Below are 20,846 nucleotides of genomic sequence, written 5' to 3'. Positions count from 1 at the left end.
TCCAACGGGGTCCATGAGATTCGCCTTAGCGCACCTTCGGACGCAGGGCAACGATAGCGGCCGCTGTCTCCTCGATCGACCGGCGCGTCACATCGATGATTGGCCAATTGTTGCGGGTACAGAGACCGCGTGCATATTTCAGTTCCTCGGCGATAGAGGCGCGATCGGTATAGTCGGTGGGATTAAACCCGGAGGTGACGCCGAGTTCGCGATTGCCGCGCACCTGCGATATGCGATCGGACGTGGCGATAAGGCCGACGATCAAGGGCTTTTTCGCCCGATAGAGACTGTCCGGCAGAGGCACTCCGCAGACGATGGGAATATTCGCGGTCTTGATACCGCGGTTGGCGAGATAGATGCTGGTTGGCGTCTTCGAGGTACGGCTGATCCCGATGATGACGACATCGGCTTCGTCATACCCATCCGGGGCCTGACCGTCATCATGATCCATCGTATAGTTGAGCGCTTCGATGCGCGCGAAATATTCCGCATTGAGGGCATGCTGAGCCCCGACTCGTCCCCGTGAGGAAGCGCCGAGATAGGACTGGAACTTATCGATCACCGGCTCGAGAACATTGACACTCGGGACGCCCATGTCCCGGCAACTCGCCTCCAACAGGCTGGCAAGCTCGCGATCGACGATCGTGTAGAGCACGATCCCCGGTTCCTGGTCTATCGCCTCCAATACCGGGAGAAGCTGGCGCTTGCTTCGGATCAGCGGATAGACGTGTTCGATCGCGTTATGGGAATTGAACTGGGCCGAGGCCGCTCTGCCGGCCGAGATGAGAGTCTCGCCGGTTGAGTCAGAAATCAGGTGGAGATGGAAGAAGCTTTTTCGGTTCTCCACGTTGTTCTCGACCGCCTGTTGATAATTCGGGAGTAAGAGAGGTAGCGACCAGCGGGGCAAAGAGGCAAGGGGAAAAATGCCGATTTATCCACATGAGAGGGGATAACGGACGGATGAAAACCGGTTCTGTGAATTGTGGTAAGACGACGCAGCTATCCTCAACTATCCACAGCTCGTCCACAGAAGAGCCGTGCATTCTCTTCTCCGCATATCATTGAATATAAAGGGTTTATGGAAACTGTTCCGGTCAAATCCCCATTCATTTGGATTCTATCCCGCCAAATCCCGAAGGCTCGTGAAAGCAGGGTAAACCTGTGTATGGGGATTAATCCTTGATAGTCAGAGACTCTTAGAAATAGAAGAAGATTCAATTCTCATTTCTTTTTTGAAAGGCTGACTCTTGAGCGCCGGCAACCGAAAGATCCTTGAGGTTCTGAATGGCAGGACCGTCTCCCCGCCTCCGATCTGGCTGATGCGGCAGGCAGGCCGGTACCTTCCTGAATATCGGGAGACCCGGGCTAAGGCCGGCAGCTTTCTCGATCTCTGTTATACGCCTGAACTTGCGGTCGAGGTGACGCTGCAACCGATCCGACGTTATGGTTTCGATGCCGCCATTCTCTTTTCCGATATTCTGGTGATACCCGATGCCTTAAAGCGGAATGTACGGTTTACGGAAGGGCATGGTCCGCAGATGGATCCGATCGATGTCGATGGCATCGAGGCATTGGAGGCGGGCGATTTCATCGGTTATTTGGCGCCGGTTATGGAAACCGTCGCTCGTCTTCGAAAGGAGTTACCTGCGGAGACAACCCTGCTCGGCTTTTGCGGAGCTCCATGGACGGTTGCCACCTACATGATCGCCGGGCATGGCACGCCCGACCAGGCCCCTGCCCGCCTCTTTGCCTATCGTCATCCCAAGGCTTTCGAGAAGCTGCTCGACATGCTGGCCGATATCTCCGCTTCCTATCTGGTGGCGCAGATCGATGCAGGGGCTGATGCGGTGCAGATCTTCGATTCCTGGGCCGGGGTTCTCGGCGAGGAGGAATTCGAACGTTTCTGTATTCGTCCCGTCGCCCGGATGATCCGGTCCGTGCGGACACAGCGGCCGGCTGCGAAGATTATCGCCTTCGCCAAGGGGGCTGGCTTGCTCCTCAAGGATTATCGCCGCAAGACGGCGGCCGATGCGATCGGTCTCGACTGGACCGTGCCGCTCTCCTTTGCGGCGGAACTGCAGAAGGAAGGTGCCGTGCAAGGCAATCTCGATCCGATGCGCGTTGTTGCCGGCGGTTCTGCGCTTGAGGACGGCATTGATGCCATTCTGCAGGCGCTTGGCAACGGTCCCTTCATCTTCAATCTTGGCCACGGTATCACACCTCAGGCCGATCCGGAGAATGTGACGGCGCTGGTTAATCGGGTGCGTGGCAGGCGATGAGCAAGGACGAGCGGCAGACGGGGACAAGAGAAGGTAGGAAAGCGGTCCTCAGGGCCGCGACAGCCCTGGTGTTTTTCGGCGCGATCGCGCTTTCCATCATGGTTTTCGGTGCCGATCAGGCCTATCTCTGGATCAAGGCGCTGCATGTGGTTGCCGTGATTTCCTGGATGGCCGGTCTTCTCTACATGCCGCGGCTTTTCATCTATCACGGTGACAGCGAGCCTGGATCGCAGCAGGCCCAGACATTTGCCATCATGGAGCAAAGGCTGCTGAAAGTAATCATGAACCCCGCCATGATGGTTTCATGGTCTCTCGGACTTTATCTCGCCTGGTCCGTTTACGGGTTTCACGGCGGCTGGCTGCATGCAAAACTTGCGGCTGTCCTCGGATTGACCGGCGTTCACGTGTTTTTCTCACGCGCGGTTGCGTCCTTCGGCCGGGGTGACTACATAGGCAACGCGCGCTTCTGGCGGCTGATGAACGAGGTTCCCACCTTGTTGATGATCGTCATCGTCATTCTCGTGATTGTTAAGCCTTTTTGACCTTCCCTGCGGCATTGTCGCATTATTTTGGGTCGTTTCCGCTTTTCTCTTGCGGGCAAATGGCTGAATCGCTATTTTCCGGCAATCTCATCTTCCTGGCTTGCGTAACATTCTGTCATTTGCGGCCTTCTCGCGATCGTACCGAATTCCACCGGCTCGCCTTCCCCAACAAAAAAATCAAGACGTGGTCCCTCTTCATGGCTGAAATGAAGCTACAAGAACTTAAAAGCAAATCGCCGACCGATCTCCTGACCTTCGCGGAATCGCTTGAGGTGGAGAACGCCAGCACCATGCGCAAGCAGGAGCTGATGTTCGCGATTTTGAAAATGCTCGCCAGCCAGGATATCGAGATCATCGGCGAGGGTGTGGTCGAGGTATTGCAGGATGGCTTTGGCTTCCTGCGTTCGGCGAATGCCAATTACCTTCCTGGCCCCGATGATATTTACATCTCTCCCTCGCAGATCCGGCGCTTCTCTCTAAAGACGGGTGACACCGTCGAAGGCCCGATCCGCGGCCCCAAGGAAGGCGAACGCTATTTTGCTCTCCTGAAGGTCAACACGATCAATTTCGAGGATCCGGAAAAGATCCGTCACAAGGTTCACTTCGACAACCTGACGCCGCTCTATCCGAACGAGCGCTTCAAGATGGAGCTGGATGTTCCGACGTCCAAGGACCTTTCAGCTCGGGTGATTGATCTGGTGGCGCCTCTCGGCAAGGGCCAGCGCGGTCTGATCGTCGCACCGCCGCGTACCGGTAAGACTGTTCTTCTGCAAAACATCGCGCATTCGATCACCGCGAACCATCCGGAATGTTATCTGATCGTCCTTCTGATCGACGAGCGTCCGGAAGAAGTCACGGACATGCAGCGGTCCGTTCGCGGCGAAGTCGTTTCCTCGACCTTCGACGAGCCGGCGGTTCGCCACGTCCAGGTTGCCGAAATGGTCATCGAAAAGGCGAAGCGTCTCGTGGAACACGGCCGCGATGTCGTCATTCTTCTCGACTCGATCACACGCCTCGGCCGCGCCTACAACACGGTCGTTCCGTCTTCGGGCAAGGTTCTTACCGGTGGCGTGGATGCCAATGCGCTGCAGCGTCCGAAGCGCTTCTTCGGTGCAGCTCGTAACATCGAGGAAGGGGGTTCGCTAACGATCATCGCAACGGCGCTGATCGATACCGGCAGCCGCATGGACGAAGTGATCTTCGAAGAGTTCAAGGGTACCGGCAACTCCGAAATCGTTCTTGACCGCAAGGTCGCAGACAAGCGTATCTTCCCGGCTATGGACATTCTGAAGTCGGGCACGCGCAAGGAAGACCTTCTGGTTCCGCGTCAGGATCTGCAGAAGATCTTTGTTCTTCGCCGTATTTTGGCTCCGATGGGTACGACCGATGCCATCGAGTTCCTGATCGATAAACTGAAGCAGACGAAGAACAATAGCGACTTCTTTGAATCGATGAACACCTGACAGGGTGATTCCAGGCGCGTAAGGCACCTGGAATGATGGTCTATTCATCGTCTGAAAACGATTCGGTTCCGTTCCGTGTCGTCTTTCGGGAACGGAGATCGCGAGTGATGGTGTCTTCGATGCGCGAGACTATCGCTGCTCTTTCGTCCGGTGCATTGCCTTCAGGTGTGGCAATCGTCCGTCTCAGCGGTCCGAAGGCGGCGATCATATGCGAGGCTCTTGCCGGACTGTTGCCGAGGCCTCGCCAGGCCGCGCTGCGACCGATTCGAGATCGAAACGGTTCCTTACTCGATCAGGCCCTGGTTCTCTTTTTTCCGGGACCTCATTCCTTCACGGGTGAAGATTGCGTTGAGTTTCACCTTCATGGCGGCAAGGCCGTCGTCGAGGGTGTTCTGAACGCCGTTGTCGCATTCGAGGACTGCCGTCTTGCCGAGGCCGGTGAATTTTCGCGCCGGGCGTTTGAAAACGGCAAGCTCGATCTCGTCGAGGCGGAGGGGCTTGCCGATCTGTTGGCAGCCGAGACCGAGATGCAGCGGCGGCTGGCGCTGGAACAGAGCGGCGGGCATCTCTCGGCGATCTATCAGCACTGGCGCGAGCAGCTGTTGACGGCGCGTGCATTGATTGAGGCGGAGCTCGATTTCTCCGATGAGGGGGATATTCCGGGCAGCGTTTCGGACCGCATATGGAAAGATATGTCGATCCTGGCGACGGACATCGAGCGTGCGCTTGCCGATCTGAAGGCCGGCGAGATTATTCGGGATGGCTTCAGCGTGGTTATCGCGGGAGCGCCGAACGCGGGTAAATCGAGCCTGCTTAATGCTTTAGCCAATCGCGAGATTGCGATTGTCACGGAATATGCCGGCACGACGCGGGACATTCTGCACTGCGAACTGGATCTCGGGGGTTATGCCGTTCATCTCTATGATACAGCCGGTGTTCGCGAAACCGTCGAACCGGTGGAGAGAGAAGGTATCCGACGAGCTTACCGCAAGATGGAGGAAGCTGATCTTGTTCTTCTGCTTCGCGAGACATCGAGCTCCAGCGTTTACGAGATAGCGCTTCCGCAGGGTGTTCCCGTAATTGAGGTCGTGACGAAGCTGGACGTCGCAACCGAATCGGAACCGCACCGTCCCGGTGCGATCGGCATATCGTCAATGAGCGGTTTTGGTCTGGATCGGCTGCGGTTGGCTATCCTCGATCACTTGAAAGAAAGGACCAGCACGGTTTCTCTTGCCATTCCAAGCCGTTTGAGGCATGCACAACACCTGCGTGACGCTGCGGATTACATTCGCCGGGCGATCAATGCTGAAAATGACGGATTGGAAATCCGGGCGGAGTTTCTTCGCCGAGCCGCCGATGTTCTCGGGCGTATCACCGGCAAGGTGGATGTCGAGATGCTTTTGGGGAAGATCTTCTCGGAATTCTGCGTCGGCAAGTGATTCACGTGAAACACGGATGTTTATCTACCCTCCCCCTGCTTTGAGCGGGCATGGAACAATGCTATGGGCAATTCGAGCTATGATGTAATCGTCATTGGTGGTGGCCACGCTGGAGCGGAGGCCGCGTCGGCCGCTGCACGAATGGGCGCGCGTACCGCCCTTGTCACGCAGAAACGCGAGACCATCGGAGCTATGTCGTGCAATCCGGCGATCGGCGGGCTCGGAAAGGGTCATTTGGTTCGGGAGATTGATGCTCTCGACGGTCTTATGGGTCGCTGCGCCGATAAGGCTGGCATTCAGTTTCGAATGCTGAATCGCAAGAAGGGTCCTGCGGTATGGGGACCTCGGACCCAGGCTGATCGCAAGCTCTACCGTCAGGCCGTTCAGGCTGCGTTGGAAGAGATCGACCATCTCGATCTGGTCGAAGGCAATGTTGTATCCCTCATTCGGAACGATACCGTAATAAATGGCGTTCTTCTCTCTGACGGCAAAGAACTGCGAGCGAACGCCGTCGTTCTGACGTCGGGCACTTTCTTACGTGGACTTATTCATATCGGGGATCGCAAGATACCGGCCGGGCGAATCGGAGAGCCACCCTCGACAGGCCTGAGCGAAGACCTTTCGTCATTTGGCCTTAAGCTCGGCCGTCTGAAAACGGGGACGCCGGCGCGTCTGGATGGCAAGACGATCGATTGGGCATCTCTGGAACGGCAGGAAGCCGATTCGGACCCGATCCCATTTTCGTTTATGACGGACCGCATTGCGAATCCGCAGATCGCCTGTGGCATTACCCGGACGACGGATGCTACGCACAGGCTGATCCGGGAGAATATCCACCGCTCCGCCATGTATTCCGGGCAGATCGAAGGTGTAGGCCCGCGATATTGTCCCTCGATTGAGGACAAGATCATGCGTTTCGGTGATCGCGACGGGCATCAGATCTTCCTGGAGCCGGAGGGACTGGATGATGACACCGTCTATCCGAATGGGATTTCGACTTCCTTACCGGAAGACGTACAGGACGCCTTCATCCGTTCCATTCCGGGACTTGAATATGTTCGTATCCTGCAATGTGGATATGCGATCGAATACGATCACGTCGATCCGCGAGAACTGGAACCGACGCTGCAGGTTCGCAAGGTGCCCGGTCTTTTCCTGGCGGGGCAGATAAACGGAACGACGGGATATGAGGAGGCTGCGGCGCAGGGTTGCGTTGCGGGATTGAATGCCGCGCTTTTTGCGGGTGGCGGAGAAGGCGTGGTCTTCAGCCGCACGGAATCCTATATCGGCGTGATGATTGATGACTTGACGTCGCGTGGCATTCAAGAACCCTACCGCATGTTCACATCCCGAGCAGAATATCGGCTCACACTACGCGCCGATAATGCGGATATGCGCTTGACCCAGCGAGGCATCGATCTGGGCTGTGTTTCCAGGGAGCGCCGCGAGCGCTTCGTTGCCTACCGAAGCGAACGCGAAGGCCTGCTGGCGCGACTGGAGGATCTCTTCGCCACACCAAAGGAAGCCCAGCAGCAGGGTGTGACGGTCAATCAGGATGGGAGACGCCGCTCCGCACGTGAGCTTTTGTCTTATCCCGATATCAATTGGGACGATGTATGCCGCATCTGGCCGGAGCTTAGCCCCGTTTCCGCGAAAATGGCGGAAGCCGTTTCGATCGATGCGCTTTATTCGGTTTATATCGATCGCCAGGCTCAGGATATTGCCGGGCTGCGGAATGAGGAGGAACGCGTTATTCCCCGGGATTTCGACTTCCACGCTCTTTCGGGCCTGTCGAACGAATTGAAGCAGAAGCTTTCGACTGCGCGGCCTTGGAGTATAGCTCAGGCCGCGCGCGTGGACGGCATGACGCCTGCTGCAATCGCTCTTCTGGTGGGCTGCATCAAGAGAAATGAGCGGTTGCAAAAAACCGGATAACCATGACGAAAGATATCCTGAAAGAAGTACTGAATCTCGACGTTTCACGTGAAACCTTCGACAAACTGGAGCACTTTGCGTCACTTTTCAAAAAGTGGTCCGCCTCCATTAATCTCGTTGCCTCCTCAACGCGGGATGATCTCTGGCGGCGGCATGTCGTGGACAGTGCGCAGATCTTTAAGATTGCTCCGGGTCCGAAACATTGGGTCGATCTCGGAAGCGGTGGCGGCTTTCCGGGTGTCGTCACCGCCATCCTGCTCTCTGAGCTCGGCGAAGGATGGGTCGATCTGGTTGAAAGCAATCACAAAAAGGCGAGTTTTCTTCGTCTGGCCCTATCCGAGACGGGTGCGCGCGGTACGGTTCATCCGATCCGCATCGAGGACGCGCCCAACAAAATTGCTTTACCGGACGCCATATCGGCAAGGGCGCTTGCGGAGCTCGACCGTCTCTTAGCCTATGCAGAGCCGTGGGCCACGCGCAATCCCGAACTTCTTTGCGCGCTGCATAAAGGGCGGGATTATCAGTCCGAAATCGAGAAAGCGCGTGGTCGCTGGGCTTTTGATCTGGTAATACATCAGAGCGCCGTGGAAACGGACTCCGTCGTTCTGGAGATCGCTCGATTGAGGCGCGCAGCTCAATAATAGTCTCGGGTGCGGCATGACTGTCGAAATCAACCGTATCATTACGATCGCAAATCAGAAGGGTGGCGTGGGCAAGACGACCACTGCCATCAATCTCGCGACCGCATTGGCCGCCATCGGTGAGCGTGTCCTCATCGTTGACCTGGATCCTCAAGGGAATGCCAGCACGGGTCTTGGCATCGATCGGCGCGACCGCAAGCTTTCCTCCTATGATGTTCTGATCGGGACCCACTCCGTCGGAGAGGCTGCCGTGGATACGGCGGTTCCCAATCTCGCTATCGTGCCGTCGACGATGGATCTCCTCGGTTTCGAAATGGAGATTTCCCAGCAGGCCGACCGCGTCTTCCGCCTCAAGAAGGCACTGATGAGCGATTCAGCGCGGCAATACAGCTACATCCTGCTGGATTGCCCCCCTTCTTTCAATCTGCTGACGATGAATGCCATGGCGGCCGCGCATTCGGTGCTGGTGCCGCTGCAGTGTGAGTTCTTCGCACTGGAAGGCCTCAGCCAGTTGCTGGAAACGATCAATCAGGTCCGGCATAGTGTGAATCCAACCCTGGATATCCAGGGAATCGTGCTTACTATGTTCGATGCGCGCAACAATCTGGCGCAGCAGGTGGTCAGTGACGTACGGGAGCATTTGGGCGAGAAAGTCTATGCAACGCTGATCCCGCGCAATGTACGCGTGTCCGAGGCTCCCTCCTATGGGAAGCCTGCGATCCTTTATGATCTCAAATGCGCCGGAAGTCAGGCTTATCTGCAACTCGCATCGGAGGTGATCCAGCGGGAGCGGCAGCGTAAGGCAGCATAATCGGCGCATTTGTTATGAGGTATAAAATATGAGTGACGATGTATCGAAGCGGCGTCTCGGCCGGGGTCTGGCTGCGCTGATCGGCGAGATGGATCAGCCCATTCCGGTCGGCGAGCCGCGGACAAGCGTCAATCCGGATCGAACGGTCCCGATTGAATTCGTCACGCGCAATCCGAAGAATCCGCGTCGCTACTTCGATGAAGCCGAGCTCCAGGACCTCGCAGGTTCGATACGACAGCATGGTATTGTTCAACCGGTCGTCGTTCGAACGCGTGGAACGGACCGCTATGAAATCATAGCCGGCGAAAGACGCTGGCGAGCAGCGCAACTGGCCGGTCTCGTCGAGATCCCGGTGATTGTGCGTGACGTGGACGATCGTACCGCTCTGGAACTGGCCATCGTGGAAAACGTCCAGCGCGCCGATCTCAATCCGCTTGAAGAAGCGCTTGGTTACGAGCAACTCATCGCCGAACATGGCTATACGCAGAACGATCTTGGCGAGATCATCGGCAAGAGCCGCAGCCATGTCGCCAATAGTCTCCGCCTGTTGAAGCTGCCGGAACCCGTTCGCGACATGCTTGCCGATGGCAGTCTCTCGGCCGGTCACGCCCGTGCTCTCGTTTCCACGCCAGACCCCGTCGCGCTTGCCCGCACCATTACCGCCAAGGGCATGTCGGTGCGTGATGCGGAAAAGTTGGCTCAGACGCATATCAAGGCGCAGAATGCTCCGCCGCAGGCCGATCTGCGGCCTGAGAAGGATTCCGATACGGTGGCTCTGGAGCGCAGTCTTTCCGATCGGCTTGGGCTTTCGGTCGCCATCAGCCACAAGGGAAGCGGCGGGCAGATTCGTATCAGCTACAAGAGCCTCGATCAGCTTGAGGAAATCTGCCGACTGCTCGAGGGGCGCTGATAGCACCCATCCTATATCCCTTTCGGCTCTTTAAGGAACGTAAGCGTGTCCGTCAGGCGCGGCGGTTGCGCCGGGCCGACTGAAGGGTCGTCGACAGAAGTGTTTGCAGGGCCAGGTTGTCCTCCAAGAGAGGCTTCTGACGGCTCTGTAGTATGGTAGACTGGATGCGTGCGGCCTCGCGCGCGAGATCCGCGGATGTCCAGTTCCGCAGTGCCTTTTCGACCACAGGCTTGCGCTTGAAGTGAATGCCTCTGCCAAGCGTCTGCATCACCTGAGCCGGCTGCTGGCGCTTCTCTTCCACCTCGCAACGCATCAGCTCAAGTTGCTGGAATTGTTTCAGACAGGATTGCAGGACCAGAAAGACGGGCGTCTTCGAGGTTACGACCTTCTGTATCGCATGCAGGAAGCCGTCCGCGTCGCCGTTCAGCACGGCATCGACCACCTCATCGGTTGAAATTGCGCTTGCATCGCCGATGATCTCGGTCACCTGCTGTTCGTCTATGACGTTGTCGTGGAGGCAATAAAGCAGAAGCTTACGGATTTCGTTTCTGGATGCGATGCGATCGCCGCCCAACGATTCCACTAGGAGTTCGCGTGCAGCGGGCGTGATGCGCAACCCCGCCGCGGAAAGTTCCGCGTCGATAAGGGCGTTGAGCGCCCGGGCATCGTCCTGATAGCAGGGGATGGTTGCGATGGCGCGTGATCCCTCCGCCACCTTACGCAAGGCGGACCCCTTCTTGAGATCGCCGCCCTCGATAATGACATAACTGGTTTCCGGAGGGGCCTCGGACAGGATCTGAAGCCCGTCCACGAGCGCCTTTTCGTTCTGCGCTCCGCGAATCCATATCAGTTTCTGGCCCCCGAAGAGGCCGAAAGCGTTGACCTCGTCCATGAGGCGGCCGGGATCGGCCTGCAAATCCGAGACGTCGAGACGGATCAGCGCGAAACTGTCGGACAAATCGACGCCAGTCGTTGCGGCGAGTTGCGTTGCGCGCTCCGCAACGAGACCGCGATCCGGTCCATAGACGAGAAAGAGACGGTAGTGTCGCGCCGACTTCTGCAGGAAGCCGTCGAACTCGTGGGATTTGACCTCTGCCATCCCTTTTGGACTCAGCGTCCGAGCGCTGCTGCCAGATCGGCCTTTATCAGCTCGGCAAGCTGGTGAGCGGCGCGATCCTCTCCGTCGCGGATGGCACGAAGCTTGGCAAATTCCTGCTCGGGAAAATCGACAAGCGCAACCGACTGGCGGCGCGCGGCGCGCAGCGTCGCGCCATCGGAAATCCGCTGCAGGGTGTAGGAGCCGGTCACGATGACACGGCCGACATTCGGATTGTCGGCGCTTTCCTGCAAGAGAACGCCCACCACCGAGGAGGTAATGTTCAGTTGCACCCGATATTGTGGTGTCTTGGCTTCGCCCGCACCGCCGCCGGTGAGGAATATCAAGCGGTTGCGAACCTCCTGGCCGACCCGCGATGTGGCGTCGGAATAGGCGATCGCAGCGAGGTTTTCGCTTGTGCCCGAGGTTTCGTCATAAAGAGGGCGAACCTGGCAACCGGCGAGAAGGGTGGCGAGACCGAGGCCGAGCAGGATACCCGCCCGGCGTCTCGGCAGGCGTACGGAATCAAACGACAATGTTCACAATCCTTAACGGGACGACAATGACCTTCTTCGGCGGCTGTCCATTGAGGGCTGCCTTGACGACATCCAGCGCGAGAACCGCAGCTTGCACGGCATTCTGATCCGCGTCGCGGGCAATTGTCAATTCAGCGCGCTTCTTGCCGTTGATCTGGACGGGCAATACGACCTCGTTCTCTACAACGAGTTCCGGATCGAAGGTCGGCCAGGCCGCATTGGCGACGAGCCCCTTGCCTCCAATCGCCTGCCAGCACTCCTCGGCGAGATGCGGCGTCATCGGGGCGATCAGCTGAATGAGAATGCCGGCCGCGTCACGGACCGCCGCGACATAGGCGGCATCCGCCTTGCCCGAGGCAACCGTCGTCAAAGGTCCTGCCAGCGCGTTCACGAGTTCATAGATGCGAGCGATCGCCTTATTGAACGACAGCTTGTCGAGATCGGCCTGAACGGCCTGCAGCGTCCTGTGGGTGATCTGCGAAACCGGGAGAGCCTCGCCTTCCTTGGCCGGCGTCGGCTGGGCTGCCGAAAGTATGTCGGCGGCCTCGGAAATCAGTCGCCAAACTCTCTGGACGAAGCGATGGGCGCCTTCGACCCCGGCCTCCGACCAGATGACGTCGCGATCCGGCGGAGAGTCGGAGAGAACGAAGAAGCGGGCGGTGTCTGCGCCATAGGAAGCGATGATGTCATCGGGGTCGACGACATTCTTCTTCGACTTGGACATCTTTTCGATCGAACCGATCGTGACTTCCTCGCCTGTCGTAATCAGCGTCGCCCGGCGATTGCCGCCGATTTCCTCGATGGCGATATCGGCCGGCGCTACCCATTGGCCGTTCGCGCTGGTTCCCAGGCGATAGGTTTCATGCACCACCATGCCCTGGGTGAAGAGGCCCTTGAAAGGCTCCTTGATGCTGACATGACCGGTTTCGCGCATGGCGCGGGTGAAGAAGCGGGAATAGAGCAGATGCAGGATCGCGTGCTCGATACCGCCGATATACTGATCGACCGGCAGCCAATGGTCGGCAATGGCGGGCAATGTCGGCAGGTCTTCGCGCGGTGCGGTGAAGCGGGCGAAATACCAGCTCGAGTCGACAAAGGTGTCCATCGTATCGGTTTCACGCCGGGCATCCCTGCCGCATTCGGGGCAGGCGACATGACGCCAGGTGGCATGACGATCCAACGGATTGCCGGGAACGTCGAAGGTCACGTCGTCGGGCAGCTTGACCGGCAGGTCCTTCTTCGGAACGGGAACCACGCCGCAGGCTTCGCAGTGGATGACTGGGATCGGGCAGCCCCAATAACGCTGGCGGGAAATGCCCCAGTCGCGCAGGCGGAAATTGACCTTCCGCTCTCCCTGCGGGGCATTGCCGAGCAAGGTTGCCGAAAGGCGGCTTGCCACCGTTTCGAAGGCTTCCGCGGTCGACATGCCGTCGAGGAAACGCGAGTTAATCATCACGCCATCGCCGTCATAGGCGGTGTCGCCAACGGTGAAAGTCGCCGGATCGCCATCGGCGGGCATGACCACCGGAACGACCGGAAGATCGTATTTGCGGGCGAAATCGAGGTCGCGCTGGTCGCCGGAGGGGCAACCGAAGATCGCGCCCGTGCCGTAATCCATCAGAACGAAGTTCGCGATATAGACAGGGAGTTCCCAGGAGGCATCAAAGGGGTGACGGACCCTGACGCCCGTGTCCATGCCCTTCTTCTCCGCCGTTTCCAGCGCTGCCAGCGACGTGCCGGCGCGGCGGCATTCCTCACAGAAGGCCGCGACGTCGGCGTTGTTTTCCGAGATTGCCTTCGCCAGCGGATGGTCCGCGGCGATTGCCAGGAAGGAGGCACCGAACAGCGTGTCGGGACGGGTCGTGTAAACGGTCACCTCCGAATGACCGGCCGGTGCGCCGGAGGCAATCTCCCAACGCAGCGACAGGCCTTCAGAACGGCCAATCCAGTTCTTCTGCATCAGCCGGACCTTTTCCGGCCACTGGTCGAGCGTATCGAGTGCGTCCAGGAGATCCTGGCTGAAATCGGTGATCTTGAAGAACCACTGCACCAGGTCGCGCTGTTCGACCAGTGCGCCGGAACGCCAGCCGCGACCGTCGATCACCTGTTCATTGGCAAGCACGGTCTGGTCGACCGGGTCCCAGTTCACCTTGGACTGCTTGCGGTAGACGAGGCCCTTTTCCATCATGTCGAGGAAGAGGTATTGCTGGCGGTGGTAATATTCGACGTCGCAGGTGGCGAATTCGCGGGACCAGTCCAGCGACAGGCCCATCGACTTCAGCTGGCCGCGCATGGTGGCGATGTTCTGGTAGGTCCATTCCTTCGGATGAACCTTGTTCTGCATGGCGGCGTTTTCAGCGGGCATGCCGAAAGCGTCCCAGCCCATGGGATGCAGCACGCTGTAGCCCCGGGCGCGCTTGTAGCGGGCAACGACGTCGCCCATCGCATAGTTGCGGACATGGCCCATATGGATGCGCCCCGAGGGATAGGGGAACATCTCGAGCACGTAGTACTTTTCGCGCTTGTCGTTGTTATCGGTGACGAAGACGCCCGCTTCGGACCATTTCGCCTGCCAGCGAGGCTCGGCGTCGCGCGGATTGTAACGTTCGGTGGCCATTTATCGCATTTCCGGAGTAGCAAGAAAGGAAGGCGTGACCTTCACCACGAAACCGGCCAAGCGTCAAGTTTTTGAGCGCCCCAAAGCGGCTTTGGAGACGCCCACGCAGACGGCTGTGGCTGGTGAATGGGGGAGGCTTGCATCCTGCCATGGCGGCGGGCGAATATGGCGGACGAAACATATGAATCGAACGGACAGGAACATGACGGCAGTCGAGGGTTTGAACGAGGTCAGGACACGGCTTGCGAAGGCAACGAAGCAGGCTGATCGTGAGCCGGATTCTGCGGTATTGGTGGCCGTATCGAAGACTTTCGATGCCGATGCGATCCGCCCTGTGATCGCTGCGGGGCAGCGGGTCTTCGGGGAGAACCGGGTGCAGGAAGCGCAGGGCAAATGGCCGCAACTCAAGGCCGAGACCGATGGCATCGAACTGCATTTGATCGGTCCTTTGCAGTCGAACAAGGCGGCCGACGCCGTTGCGCTTTTCGACGTCATCGAAACCGTCGACCGGGAAAAGATCGCCCGTGCGCTTGCCGAGGAAATGAAGCGCCAGGGCCGGCAACTGCCGGTCTATATCCAGGTCAATACCGGGCTTGAACCGCAAAAGGCGGGCATTGCGCCGGATGATGTCGCTGCGTTCGTGGATCTCTGCCGGTCCGGGCTTCAGTTGTCGGTTGAGGGCCTGATGTGCATTCCGCCGGTCGATGAAAATCCCGGGCCGCATTTCGCGCTGCTGGCAAGGCTTGCGGCGGAAAACGGTCTTACGAAACTTTCCATGGGTATGTCCGGCGATTTCGAAACCGCGGTCGCTTTCGGTGCGACCAGCGTGCGCGTCGGGTCGGCCATTTTCGGATCGCGCTGACCGTCAGGCAGCCTTCGCCTTATGACCTAGGGCTTTCGTCTGACTTTCCTCCCTCCAGGCCGCTGCCTAGTATCGCGCGCTAATCGTGACGGGCGTTGCATTGGGAGGAATTCATGCAGAGCAATTATCTGGAGACCTATCAGTCGTGGATGGGTGAACCGGAGGCATTCTGGAAAGCCCAGGCAGCCAGGCTCGACTGGTTCAAGCCGGCGGACAAGGTGTTCGACGCCGAGGCCGGGCTTTATGGCCGCTGGTTTGCGGGCGCAGAAACCAATACCTGCCACAATTGTCTCGACCGCCATGTCGCTGCAGGCCGGGGGGAAGATATCGCGGTCATCTATGACAGTCCGGTGACCGGTGCGAAGAAGCGCTACAGCTTCGACGACGTGCTGGCCGAAGTAACGGCGATTGCCGCCGTGCTCAAGAACCACGGCGTCGTAAAAGGCGATCGCGTCATCATCTATATGCCGATGATCCCGGAGGCCGTTTTCTCGATGCTGGCCTGCGCCCGTATCGGCGCTATCCATTCCGTTGTCTTCGGCGGTTTTGCCGCGAGCGAACTTGCCACCCGTATCGACGATTGCGGCGCCAAAGTCGTCATCAGCGCAAGCTGCGGCATCGAACCGGGCCGCGTCGTCGCCTATAAGCCGCTGCTCGATCATGCGCTCGACATGGCCAAGGTGAAGCCCGAATACTGTTTCGTGCTGCAGCGGGACGAACTGCATGCGCCGCTGCGCTATGAACATGGCGATGTCGATTTCGCGAAGGCGGTCGAGGTCGAGCGTATCAATGGTACGCCTGTCGCCTGCGAGCCTGTCGCCGCCACCGATCCGCTCTATATCCTCTACACTTCCGGCACCACCGGCCAGCCGAAGGGGGTCGTGCGGGACAATGGCGGCCACATGGTGGCGCTTTCCTGGACGATGGAGAACATCTACGGCGTCAAGCCCGGCGAAGTCTTCTGGGCTGCTTCGGACATCGGCTGGGTCGTCGGTCATTCCTACATCGTCTACGGGCCGCTGCTGGCAGGCAATGCCACCGTGATCTTCGAGGGAAAGCCGGTCGGCACGCCAGATGCCGGAACCTTCTGGCGGGTGGTGGCCGAGCATGACGTCAAGGCGCTTTTCACCGCCCCGACAGCCTTCCGCGCCATACGGCGCGACGATCCCGATGGCGAATTCATCCGCAAATACGACACGTCCGGGCTGCGGGCGCTGTTCCTCGCCGGCGAGCGGGCCGATCCGGAAACCATCAAATGGGCAGAGAAGATGCTCAAGGTGCCGGTGATCGACCACTGGTGGCAGACGGAAACCGGCTGGGCGATCGCAGCGAACCCCGCCGGCCTCGGCCTGTTGCCGGTCAAGTACGGTTCTCCTGCCGTGCCGATGCCCGGTTACGGGATCGAGGTGCTCGATGATGCCGGTCATCCGGTGTCGCGCGGCACGCTTGGCAACATCGTGGTGAAGCTGCCGCTGCCCCCCGGCTGCCTGGTGACCTTCTGGAATGCCGACGAGCGGTTCCGCTCATCCTGCCTCGAGGAATTCCCGGGATATTACAAGACGGCCGATGCCGGCATCCTCGATGATGACGGCTATGTCTTCGTCATGGCCCGCACGGACGATATCATCAATTGCGCCGGGCACCGCCTTTCCACGGGGGCTATGGAAGAGGTCTGCGCCATGCATCCCGATGTGGCCGAATGCGCCGTTATCGGCATTGCAGACGAACTGAAAGGGCAGATTCCCTGCGGCTTCCTTGTGCTGAAGCATAATGTGAACCGCGATTTTTCGGTGATCCAGCGCGAGATCGTGCAGCTCGTGCGTGACGAAATCGGACCTGTTGCTGCGTTCAAGACGGTGATGAAGGTCGAGCGCCTGCCCAAAACCCGGTCCGGCAAGATCCTGCGCGGAACCATGCAGAAGATTGCCGACGGCCTGCCATGGAAGATGCCGGCGACTATAGACGACCCCGCGATCCTCGACGAAATCGCGACTGTCCTGAAGTCGCATGGCCATGGCTGAAGCCATGTGCGTCCGGTGACACCGAGACCCCCAGGTCCGGGGACACCATGAAGAGCGGCTACGAAAAAGCCCCGGCGCGTGACGCCGGGGCTCTTCCTTTAGCCGGATTCCGGCCGCCTCAGAAGCGGTCGTCTTCCTCGTCATCGTTGTGATCGGACTTCAGCGACTTCAGCTTGGCGAAGACGGCGTTGGCGTCGATTTCCTTTTCTTCCTCGCGCTCGTAGCTAAAGCCGAGGTTTTCCGTCTCATTGGCGGCCTGCAAGGTTGCACCGAGCTCGGCGGCGGTCGGCAGCGGACGGCCCTTCGACGCCTTCTCCACTTCGAGATCGAGATCGATCTGGCTGCAGAGGCCAAGCGTCACCGGGTCCATCGGCGTCAGGTTGGCAGAGTTCCAGTGGGTGCGGTCGCGGATCTGCTCGATCGTGCTCTTCGTGGTGCCGACGAGGCGCGAGATCTGCGCGTCCTTCAGTTCCGGATGGTTGCGCACCAGCCAGAGAATGGCATTCGGGCGATCCTGGCGCTTGGAAACCGGGGTGTAGCGGGGACCGCGTCGCTTGGAGTCGGGAACACGCACCTTCGGTTCCGAGAGCTTCAGCTTGTAGTTCACATCCGCTTCCGCGCGGGCGATTTCGTCGCGGGAAAGCTGGCCGGTGGCGATCGGGTCCAGGCCCTTGATGCCCTGCGCCGCTTCACCGTCGGCAATGGCCTTGACCTCGAGCGGATGAAGCTTGCAGAACTGCGCGATCTGGTCGAATGACAGCGCGGTATTGTCGACCAGCCATACGGCAGTGGCCTTTGGCATGAGCAAGGTCTGAGCCATGGAGATAATCCTTCTTCGCGTCCGCGCCGGGTGTCGCGGGCCGTGGGTCTTAACCACAATTTCCGGGAAATCATCGGCCTTATACCCGGAATGTATCGGAATTGCAATTCTTGAAGGTCCGAATGACCTTTGTCTAATTGCTGGCCGCTTGTGAACTGCTATGAATGAATCACATAGGCCGGGGAGGAGTGGTCCGCGGCCGTCAGGACATTGGCGCGTCAACATGAGGAGGAGTTCATGTCAGCCAAGATTTACCCGGTGCTCAAATCGGCGAAGACCCGTGCGTTGATCGATAAGGACAAGTACCTGAAATGGTACGAGGAAAGCATCGAGGATCCCGAGAAGTTCTGGGACAAGCACGGCAAGCGCATCGACTGGTTCAAGCCCTATACCAAGGTCAAGAACACCAGCTTCAAGGGCAAGGTTTCCATCAAGTGGTTTGAGGACGGACTGACTAACGTCTCCTACAACTGCATCGACCGTCACCTGAAGACCCATGGCGAACGCACGGCGATCATCTGGGAAGGCGACAACCCTTATATCGACAAGAAGATCACCTACAATCAACTCTATGATGCGGTCTGCCGCCTTGCCAATGTTCTGAAGGCGCAGGGCGTCAAGAAGGGCGACCGTGTCACCATCTATATGCCGATGATCCCCGAGGCGGCCTATGCCATGCTCGCCTGCGCGCGTATCGGCGCGATCCATTCCGTCGTCTTCGGCGGCTTCAGCCCCGAAGCGCTGGCCGGCCGCATCGTCGACTGCGAATCCACCTTCGTCATCACCTGCGATGAAGGCGTGCGCGGCGGCAAGCCGGTGCCGCTCAAGGAAAACACCGACATCGCCATCGACATCGCCGCAAAGCAGTATGTCATCGTCAACAAGGTTCTGGTCGTGCGCCGCACCGGCGGCAAGATCGAATGGGCTCCGGGCCGTGACATCTGGTATCATCAGGAAGTCGCCAAGGCCAAGCCGGACTGCCCGCCGGTCAAGATGAAGGCGGAAGATCCGCTCTTCATCCTCTACACCTCCGGGTCGACCGGCAAGCCGAAGGGCGTGCTGCACACGACGGGCGGTTATCTCGTATACGCATCGATGACGCACGAATATGTGTTCGACTACAAGGATGGCGAGATCTACTGGTGCACGGCCGATGTCGGCTGGGTGACGGGTCATTCCTATATCGTCTACGGGCCGCTGGCGAACTGCGCCACGACCGTTATGTTCGAGGGCGTCCCGAACTTCCCCGATCAGGGACGTTTCTGGGAGGTGATCGACAAGCACAAGGTCAATGTCTTCTATACAGCACCGACCGCGATCCGTTCGCTGATGGGCGCTGGCGACGAGTTCGTGAAGCGCTCGTCCCGGTCTTCGCTCCGCCTTCTCGGGTCGGTGGGCGAGCCCATCAACCCAGAAGCATGGGAATGGTATTACAACGTTGTCGGCGAGCAGAAGTCTCCCATCGTCGATACCTGGTGGCAGACGGAAACCGGTGGCATCCTCATTTCGCCGCTGCCCGGCGCCACCGATCTCAAACCCGGCTCGGCCACCCTGCCCTTCTTCGGCATCAAACCACAATTGGTCGACAATGAAGGCAACGTTATCGAAGGTGCAACGGACGGCAACCTCTGCATCACCGACAGCTGGCCCGGCCAGGCGCGCAGCGTCTACGGGGATCACAACCGTTTCGTCCAGACCTATTTCTCCACCTACAAGGGCAAGTATTTCACCGGGGATGGCTGCCGGCGCGACGAGGACGGCTATTACTGGATCACCGGTCGCGTCGATGACGTGCTGAACGTGTCCGGCCACCGTCTCGGCACGGCGGAAGTCGAATCGGCACTCGTTTCGCACCATCTGGTGTCGGAGGCTGCCGTCGTCGGCTATCCGCATCCGATCAAGGGACAAGGCATCTATTGCTATGTCACGTTGATGGCGGATCACGATGGCGACGAGGCGCTGCGTCAGGCGCTTATCAAGCATGTCCGTTCCGAGATCGGACCGATCGCGACGCCGGACAAGATCCAGTTCGCACCCGGCCTGCCGAAGACCCGTTCCGGCAAGATCATGCGCCGCATCCTGCGCAAGATCGCGGAAGACGATTTCGGCGCGCTCGGCGATACCTCGACCCTTGCCGATCCCACCGTCGTCGATGATCTGATCGCCAACCGCCAGAACCGACACTAGACATGGTTTTTGCTATTGCAAGGGTCCGCAGTATACGGACTCTTGCAATAGGCGTCAAATTAGGGAATCAAATCAATAATTTAGAATATTTATGTAACCGATTGAATCAATTGTGATTTTTTTGTGCGCCTATTGCAGACCGAAGTCTTCAGGTGTATATAATTTTTGGGCAGCCAAGCGCCGGATAAACCCAGAGCATTCGCAAGTCTGCAGGCGAGCAATCGCAATTATGGGCCGGGGGGCTGCCTGTCTTTATTTGAAAAGATCAATCGTACGTTGTTGCTCTTGGGTGAGGGCTAGTTCGTGATGCGGCGGGAAAAATTTTAATCCATAACTAAAGAAGTTGTGATTTCGATTGTAAATTATCGGCCGTAAAATCTCTGCGTATCTAAATTCACAATTGCCGTATCGATCATGCTCAACGCCATTGGCGATTGAAGAGGCGACAATATCCGCCAGTTGAAGACCCGCTCGTTTCTTGTGATCTTGGGCATCAATACCCTCGATATCGACAACCGGCCAATGAATTCTAATATCTTCGTGGCTGTTTAATCGCAAGCGCTCCATATATCCACGAAAATCGTCATAGGACATTCCACCTCGCCTAGAAAAAACTATTTTTACTCGACCATCTCCCTCAGGAGCTCTAGGACCTGTTGACAAAGTGGATTCCCAAATCAGCAGAAG

Annotated in this window: 16 protein-coding genes and 1 pseudogene; 11 read left to right on the top strand and 6 right to left on the bottom strand. The window is 58.5% G+C overall.

The window, feature by feature from the left end; translation table 11 throughout:
* Positions 1–25: 25 nt before the first annotated feature.
* Complete coding sequence (locus J5N58_RS23755; RefSeq protein WP_112830648.1) at positions 26–847, bottom strand: pyruvate, water dikinase regulatory protein; 822 nt, start codon at positions 845–847, stop codon at positions 26–28.
* Between the two features lie 400 nt (positions 848–1,247).
* Here J5N58_RS23755 and hemE point away from each other — a divergent pair, with 400 nt between their 5' ends.
* From hemE to J5N58_RS23715, 8 genes are all read left to right on the top strand, one after another.
* Positions 1,248–2,279, top strand: coding sequence for a uroporphyrinogen decarboxylase (gene hemE / locus J5N58_RS23750; RefSeq protein ID WP_113443182.1), 1,032 nt, complete (start codon positions 1,248–1,250; stop codon positions 2,277–2,279).
* Positions 2,276–2,821, top strand: coding sequence for a protoporphyrinogen oxidase HemJ (hemJ, locus tag J5N58_RS23745; protein WP_244713512.1), 546 nt, complete (start codon positions 2,276–2,278; stop codon positions 2,819–2,821). Before hemE ends, hemJ begins: the two co-directional genes overlap by 4 nt.
* 197 nt (positions 2,822–3,018) lie before the next feature.
* Positions 3,019–4,284: a transcription termination factor Rho gene (gene rho, locus J5N58_RS23740; RefSeq protein WP_112830735.1), complete on the top strand. Its 1,266-nt coding sequence runs from the start codon at positions 3,019–3,021 to the stop codon at positions 4,282–4,284.
* Positions 4,285–4,316: 32 nt separating this feature from the next.
* A complete protein-coding gene (gene mnmE / locus J5N58_RS23735) occupies positions 4,317–5,723 on the top strand; it encodes a tRNA uridine-5-carboxymethylaminomethyl(34) synthesis GTPase MnmE (protein WP_342346014.1) in 1,407 nt (468 codons plus the stop codon).
* 63 nt (positions 5,724–5,786) lie between these two features.
* Positions 5,787–7,658 carry a tRNA uridine-5-carboxymethylaminomethyl(34) synthesis enzyme MnmG gene (mnmG, locus tag J5N58_RS23730; RefSeq protein ID WP_244713508.1) on the top strand — a complete coding sequence of 624 codons (1,872 nt, stop codon included), beginning with the start codon at positions 5,787–5,789 and terminating at the stop codon, positions 7,656–7,658.
* 2 nt (positions 7,659–7,660) lie between these two features.
* Positions 7,661–8,299, top strand: coding sequence for a 16S rRNA (guanine(527)-N(7))-methyltransferase RsmG (gene rsmG, locus J5N58_RS23725; protein WP_113437753.1), 639 nt, complete (start codon positions 7,661–7,663; stop codon positions 8,297–8,299).
* A gap of 16 nt (positions 8,300–8,315) precedes the next feature.
* Complete coding sequence (locus J5N58_RS23720; protein ID WP_112830642.1) at positions 8,316–9,110, top strand: ParA family protein; 795 nt, start codon at positions 8,316–8,318, stop codon at positions 9,108–9,110.
* A gap of 28 nt (positions 9,111–9,138) precedes the next feature.
* A complete protein-coding gene (locus tag J5N58_RS23715) occupies positions 9,139–10,020 on the top strand; it encodes a ParB/RepB/Spo0J family partition protein (protein WP_112830641.1) in 882 nt (293 codons plus the stop codon).
* Between the two features lie 52 nt (positions 10,021–10,072).
* Here J5N58_RS23715 and holA read toward each other — a convergent pair whose 3' ends face one another.
* From holA to leuS, 3 genes are read right to left on the bottom strand one after another with little or no spacing between them, the layout of a single operon-like run.
* Entirely contained in the window at positions 10,073–11,119 is a 1,047-nt protein-coding gene (holA, locus tag J5N58_RS23710) for a DNA polymerase III subunit delta (RefSeq protein WP_113443179.1), read from the bottom strand.
* A gap of 11 nt (positions 11,120–11,130) precedes the next feature.
* Positions 11,131–11,652 carry a hypothetical protein gene (locus J5N58_RS23705; RefSeq protein WP_244713489.1) on the bottom strand — a complete coding sequence of 174 codons (522 nt, stop codon included), beginning with the start codon at positions 11,650–11,652 and terminating at the stop codon, positions 11,131–11,133.
* On the bottom strand, positions 11,642–14,269 hold the full coding sequence (gene leuS / locus J5N58_RS23700) for a leucine--tRNA ligase (protein WP_244713485.1): 2,628 nt from the start codon (positions 14,267–14,269) through the stop codon (positions 11,642–11,644). Before leuS ends, J5N58_RS23705 begins: the two co-directional genes overlap by 11 nt.
* 202 nt (positions 14,270–14,471) lie before the next feature.
* Between leuS and J5N58_RS23695 the strand changes: the two genes are divergently transcribed.
* Entirely contained in the window at positions 14,472–15,131 is a 660-nt protein-coding gene (locus J5N58_RS23695; protein ID WP_112830733.1) for a YggS family pyridoxal phosphate-dependent enzyme, read from the top strand.
* A 113-nt stretch (positions 15,132–15,244) separates the two neighbouring features.
* Positions 15,245–17,152: a propionyl-CoA synthetase gene (locus J5N58_RS23690; protein WP_244713480.1), complete on the top strand. Its 1,908-nt coding sequence runs from the start codon at positions 15,245–15,247 to the stop codon at positions 17,150–17,152.
* Between the two features lie 118 nt (positions 17,153–17,270).
* On the opposite strand, the gene J5N58_RS23685 is transcribed toward J5N58_RS23690, so the two are convergent.
* Positions 17,271–17,972 (bottom strand): DUF1013 domain-containing protein, encoded by a 702-nt coding sequence (locus J5N58_RS23685; protein WP_112830637.1) that lies wholly within the window; start codon positions 17,970–17,972, stop codon positions 17,271–17,273.
* A gap of 237 nt (positions 17,973–18,209) precedes the next feature.
* On the opposite strand from J5N58_RS23685, the gene acs reads away from it, so the two are divergent.
* A complete protein-coding gene (gene acs, locus J5N58_RS23680) occupies positions 18,210–20,159 on the top strand; it encodes an acetate--CoA ligase (protein ID WP_244713475.1) in 1,950 nt (649 codons plus the stop codon).
* A 252-nt stretch (positions 20,160–20,411) separates the two neighbouring features.
* Here acs and J5N58_RS23675 read toward each other — a convergent pair.
* A pseudogene (locus tag J5N58_RS23675) lies at positions 20,412–20,846 on the bottom strand (hypothetical protein); the annotation flags it as partial.

Origin of the sequence: Paenirhizobium cremeum (assembly GCF_022884085.1) — a bacterium.
Taxonomy (GTDB): Bacteria; Pseudomonadota; Alphaproteobacteria; order Rhizobiales; family Rhizobiaceae; genus Allorhizobium; species Allorhizobium cremeum.
The sequence above is the reverse complement of the archived record's forward strand: the minus strand, read 5'-3'. Positions and strand labels throughout refer to the sequence as shown.

Excerpts from the sequence above, each read along its gene's own strand:
- J5N58_RS23695 (WP_112830733.1), top strand. The coding sequence starts at position 14,472 with ATGACGGCAGTCGAGGGTTTGAACGAGGTCAGGACACGGCTTGCGAAG.
- rsmG (WP_113437753.1), top strand. The coding sequence starts at position 7,661 with ATGACGAAAGATATCCTGAAAGAAGTACTGAATCTCGACGTTTCACGT.
- mnmE (WP_342346014.1), top strand. The coding sequence starts at position 4,317 with ATGATGGTCTATTCATCGTCTGAAAACGATTCGGTTCCGTTCCGTGTC.
- holA (WP_113443179.1), bottom strand. The coding sequence starts at position 11,119 with ATGGCAGAGGTCAAATCCCACGAGTTCGACGGCTTCCTGCAGAAGTCG.
- J5N58_RS23685 (WP_112830637.1), bottom strand. The coding sequence starts at position 17,972 with ATGGCTCAGACCTTGCTCATGCCAAAGGCCACTGCCGTATGGCTGGTC.
- J5N58_RS23720 (WP_112830642.1), top strand. The coding sequence starts at position 8,316 with ATGACTGTCGAAATCAACCGTATCATTACGATCGCAAATCAGAAGGGT.
- J5N58_RS23690 (WP_244713480.1), top strand. The coding sequence starts at position 15,245 with ATGCAGAGCAATTATCTGGAGACCTATCAGTCGTGGATGGGTGAACCG.
- J5N58_RS23715 (WP_112830641.1), top strand. The coding sequence starts at position 9,139 with ATGAGTGACGATGTATCGAAGCGGCGTCTCGGCCGGGGTCTGGCTGCG.
- leuS (WP_244713485.1), bottom strand. The coding sequence starts at position 14,269 with ATGGCCACCGAACGTTACAATCCGCGCGACGCCGAGCCTCGCTGGCAG.
- mnmG (WP_244713508.1), top strand. The coding sequence starts at position 5,787 with ATGGGCAATTCGAGCTATGATGTAATCGTCATTGGTGGTGGCCACGCT.
- rho (WP_112830735.1), top strand. The coding sequence starts at position 3,019 with ATGGCTGAAATGAAGCTACAAGAACTTAAAAGCAAATCGCCGACCGAT.
- acs (WP_244713475.1), top strand. The coding sequence starts at position 18,210 with ATGTCAGCCAAGATTTACCCGGTGCTCAAATCGGCGAAGACCCGTGCG.
- hemJ (WP_244713512.1), top strand. The coding sequence starts at position 2,276 with ATGAGCAAGGACGAGCGGCAGACGGGGACAAGAGAAGGTAGGAAAGCG.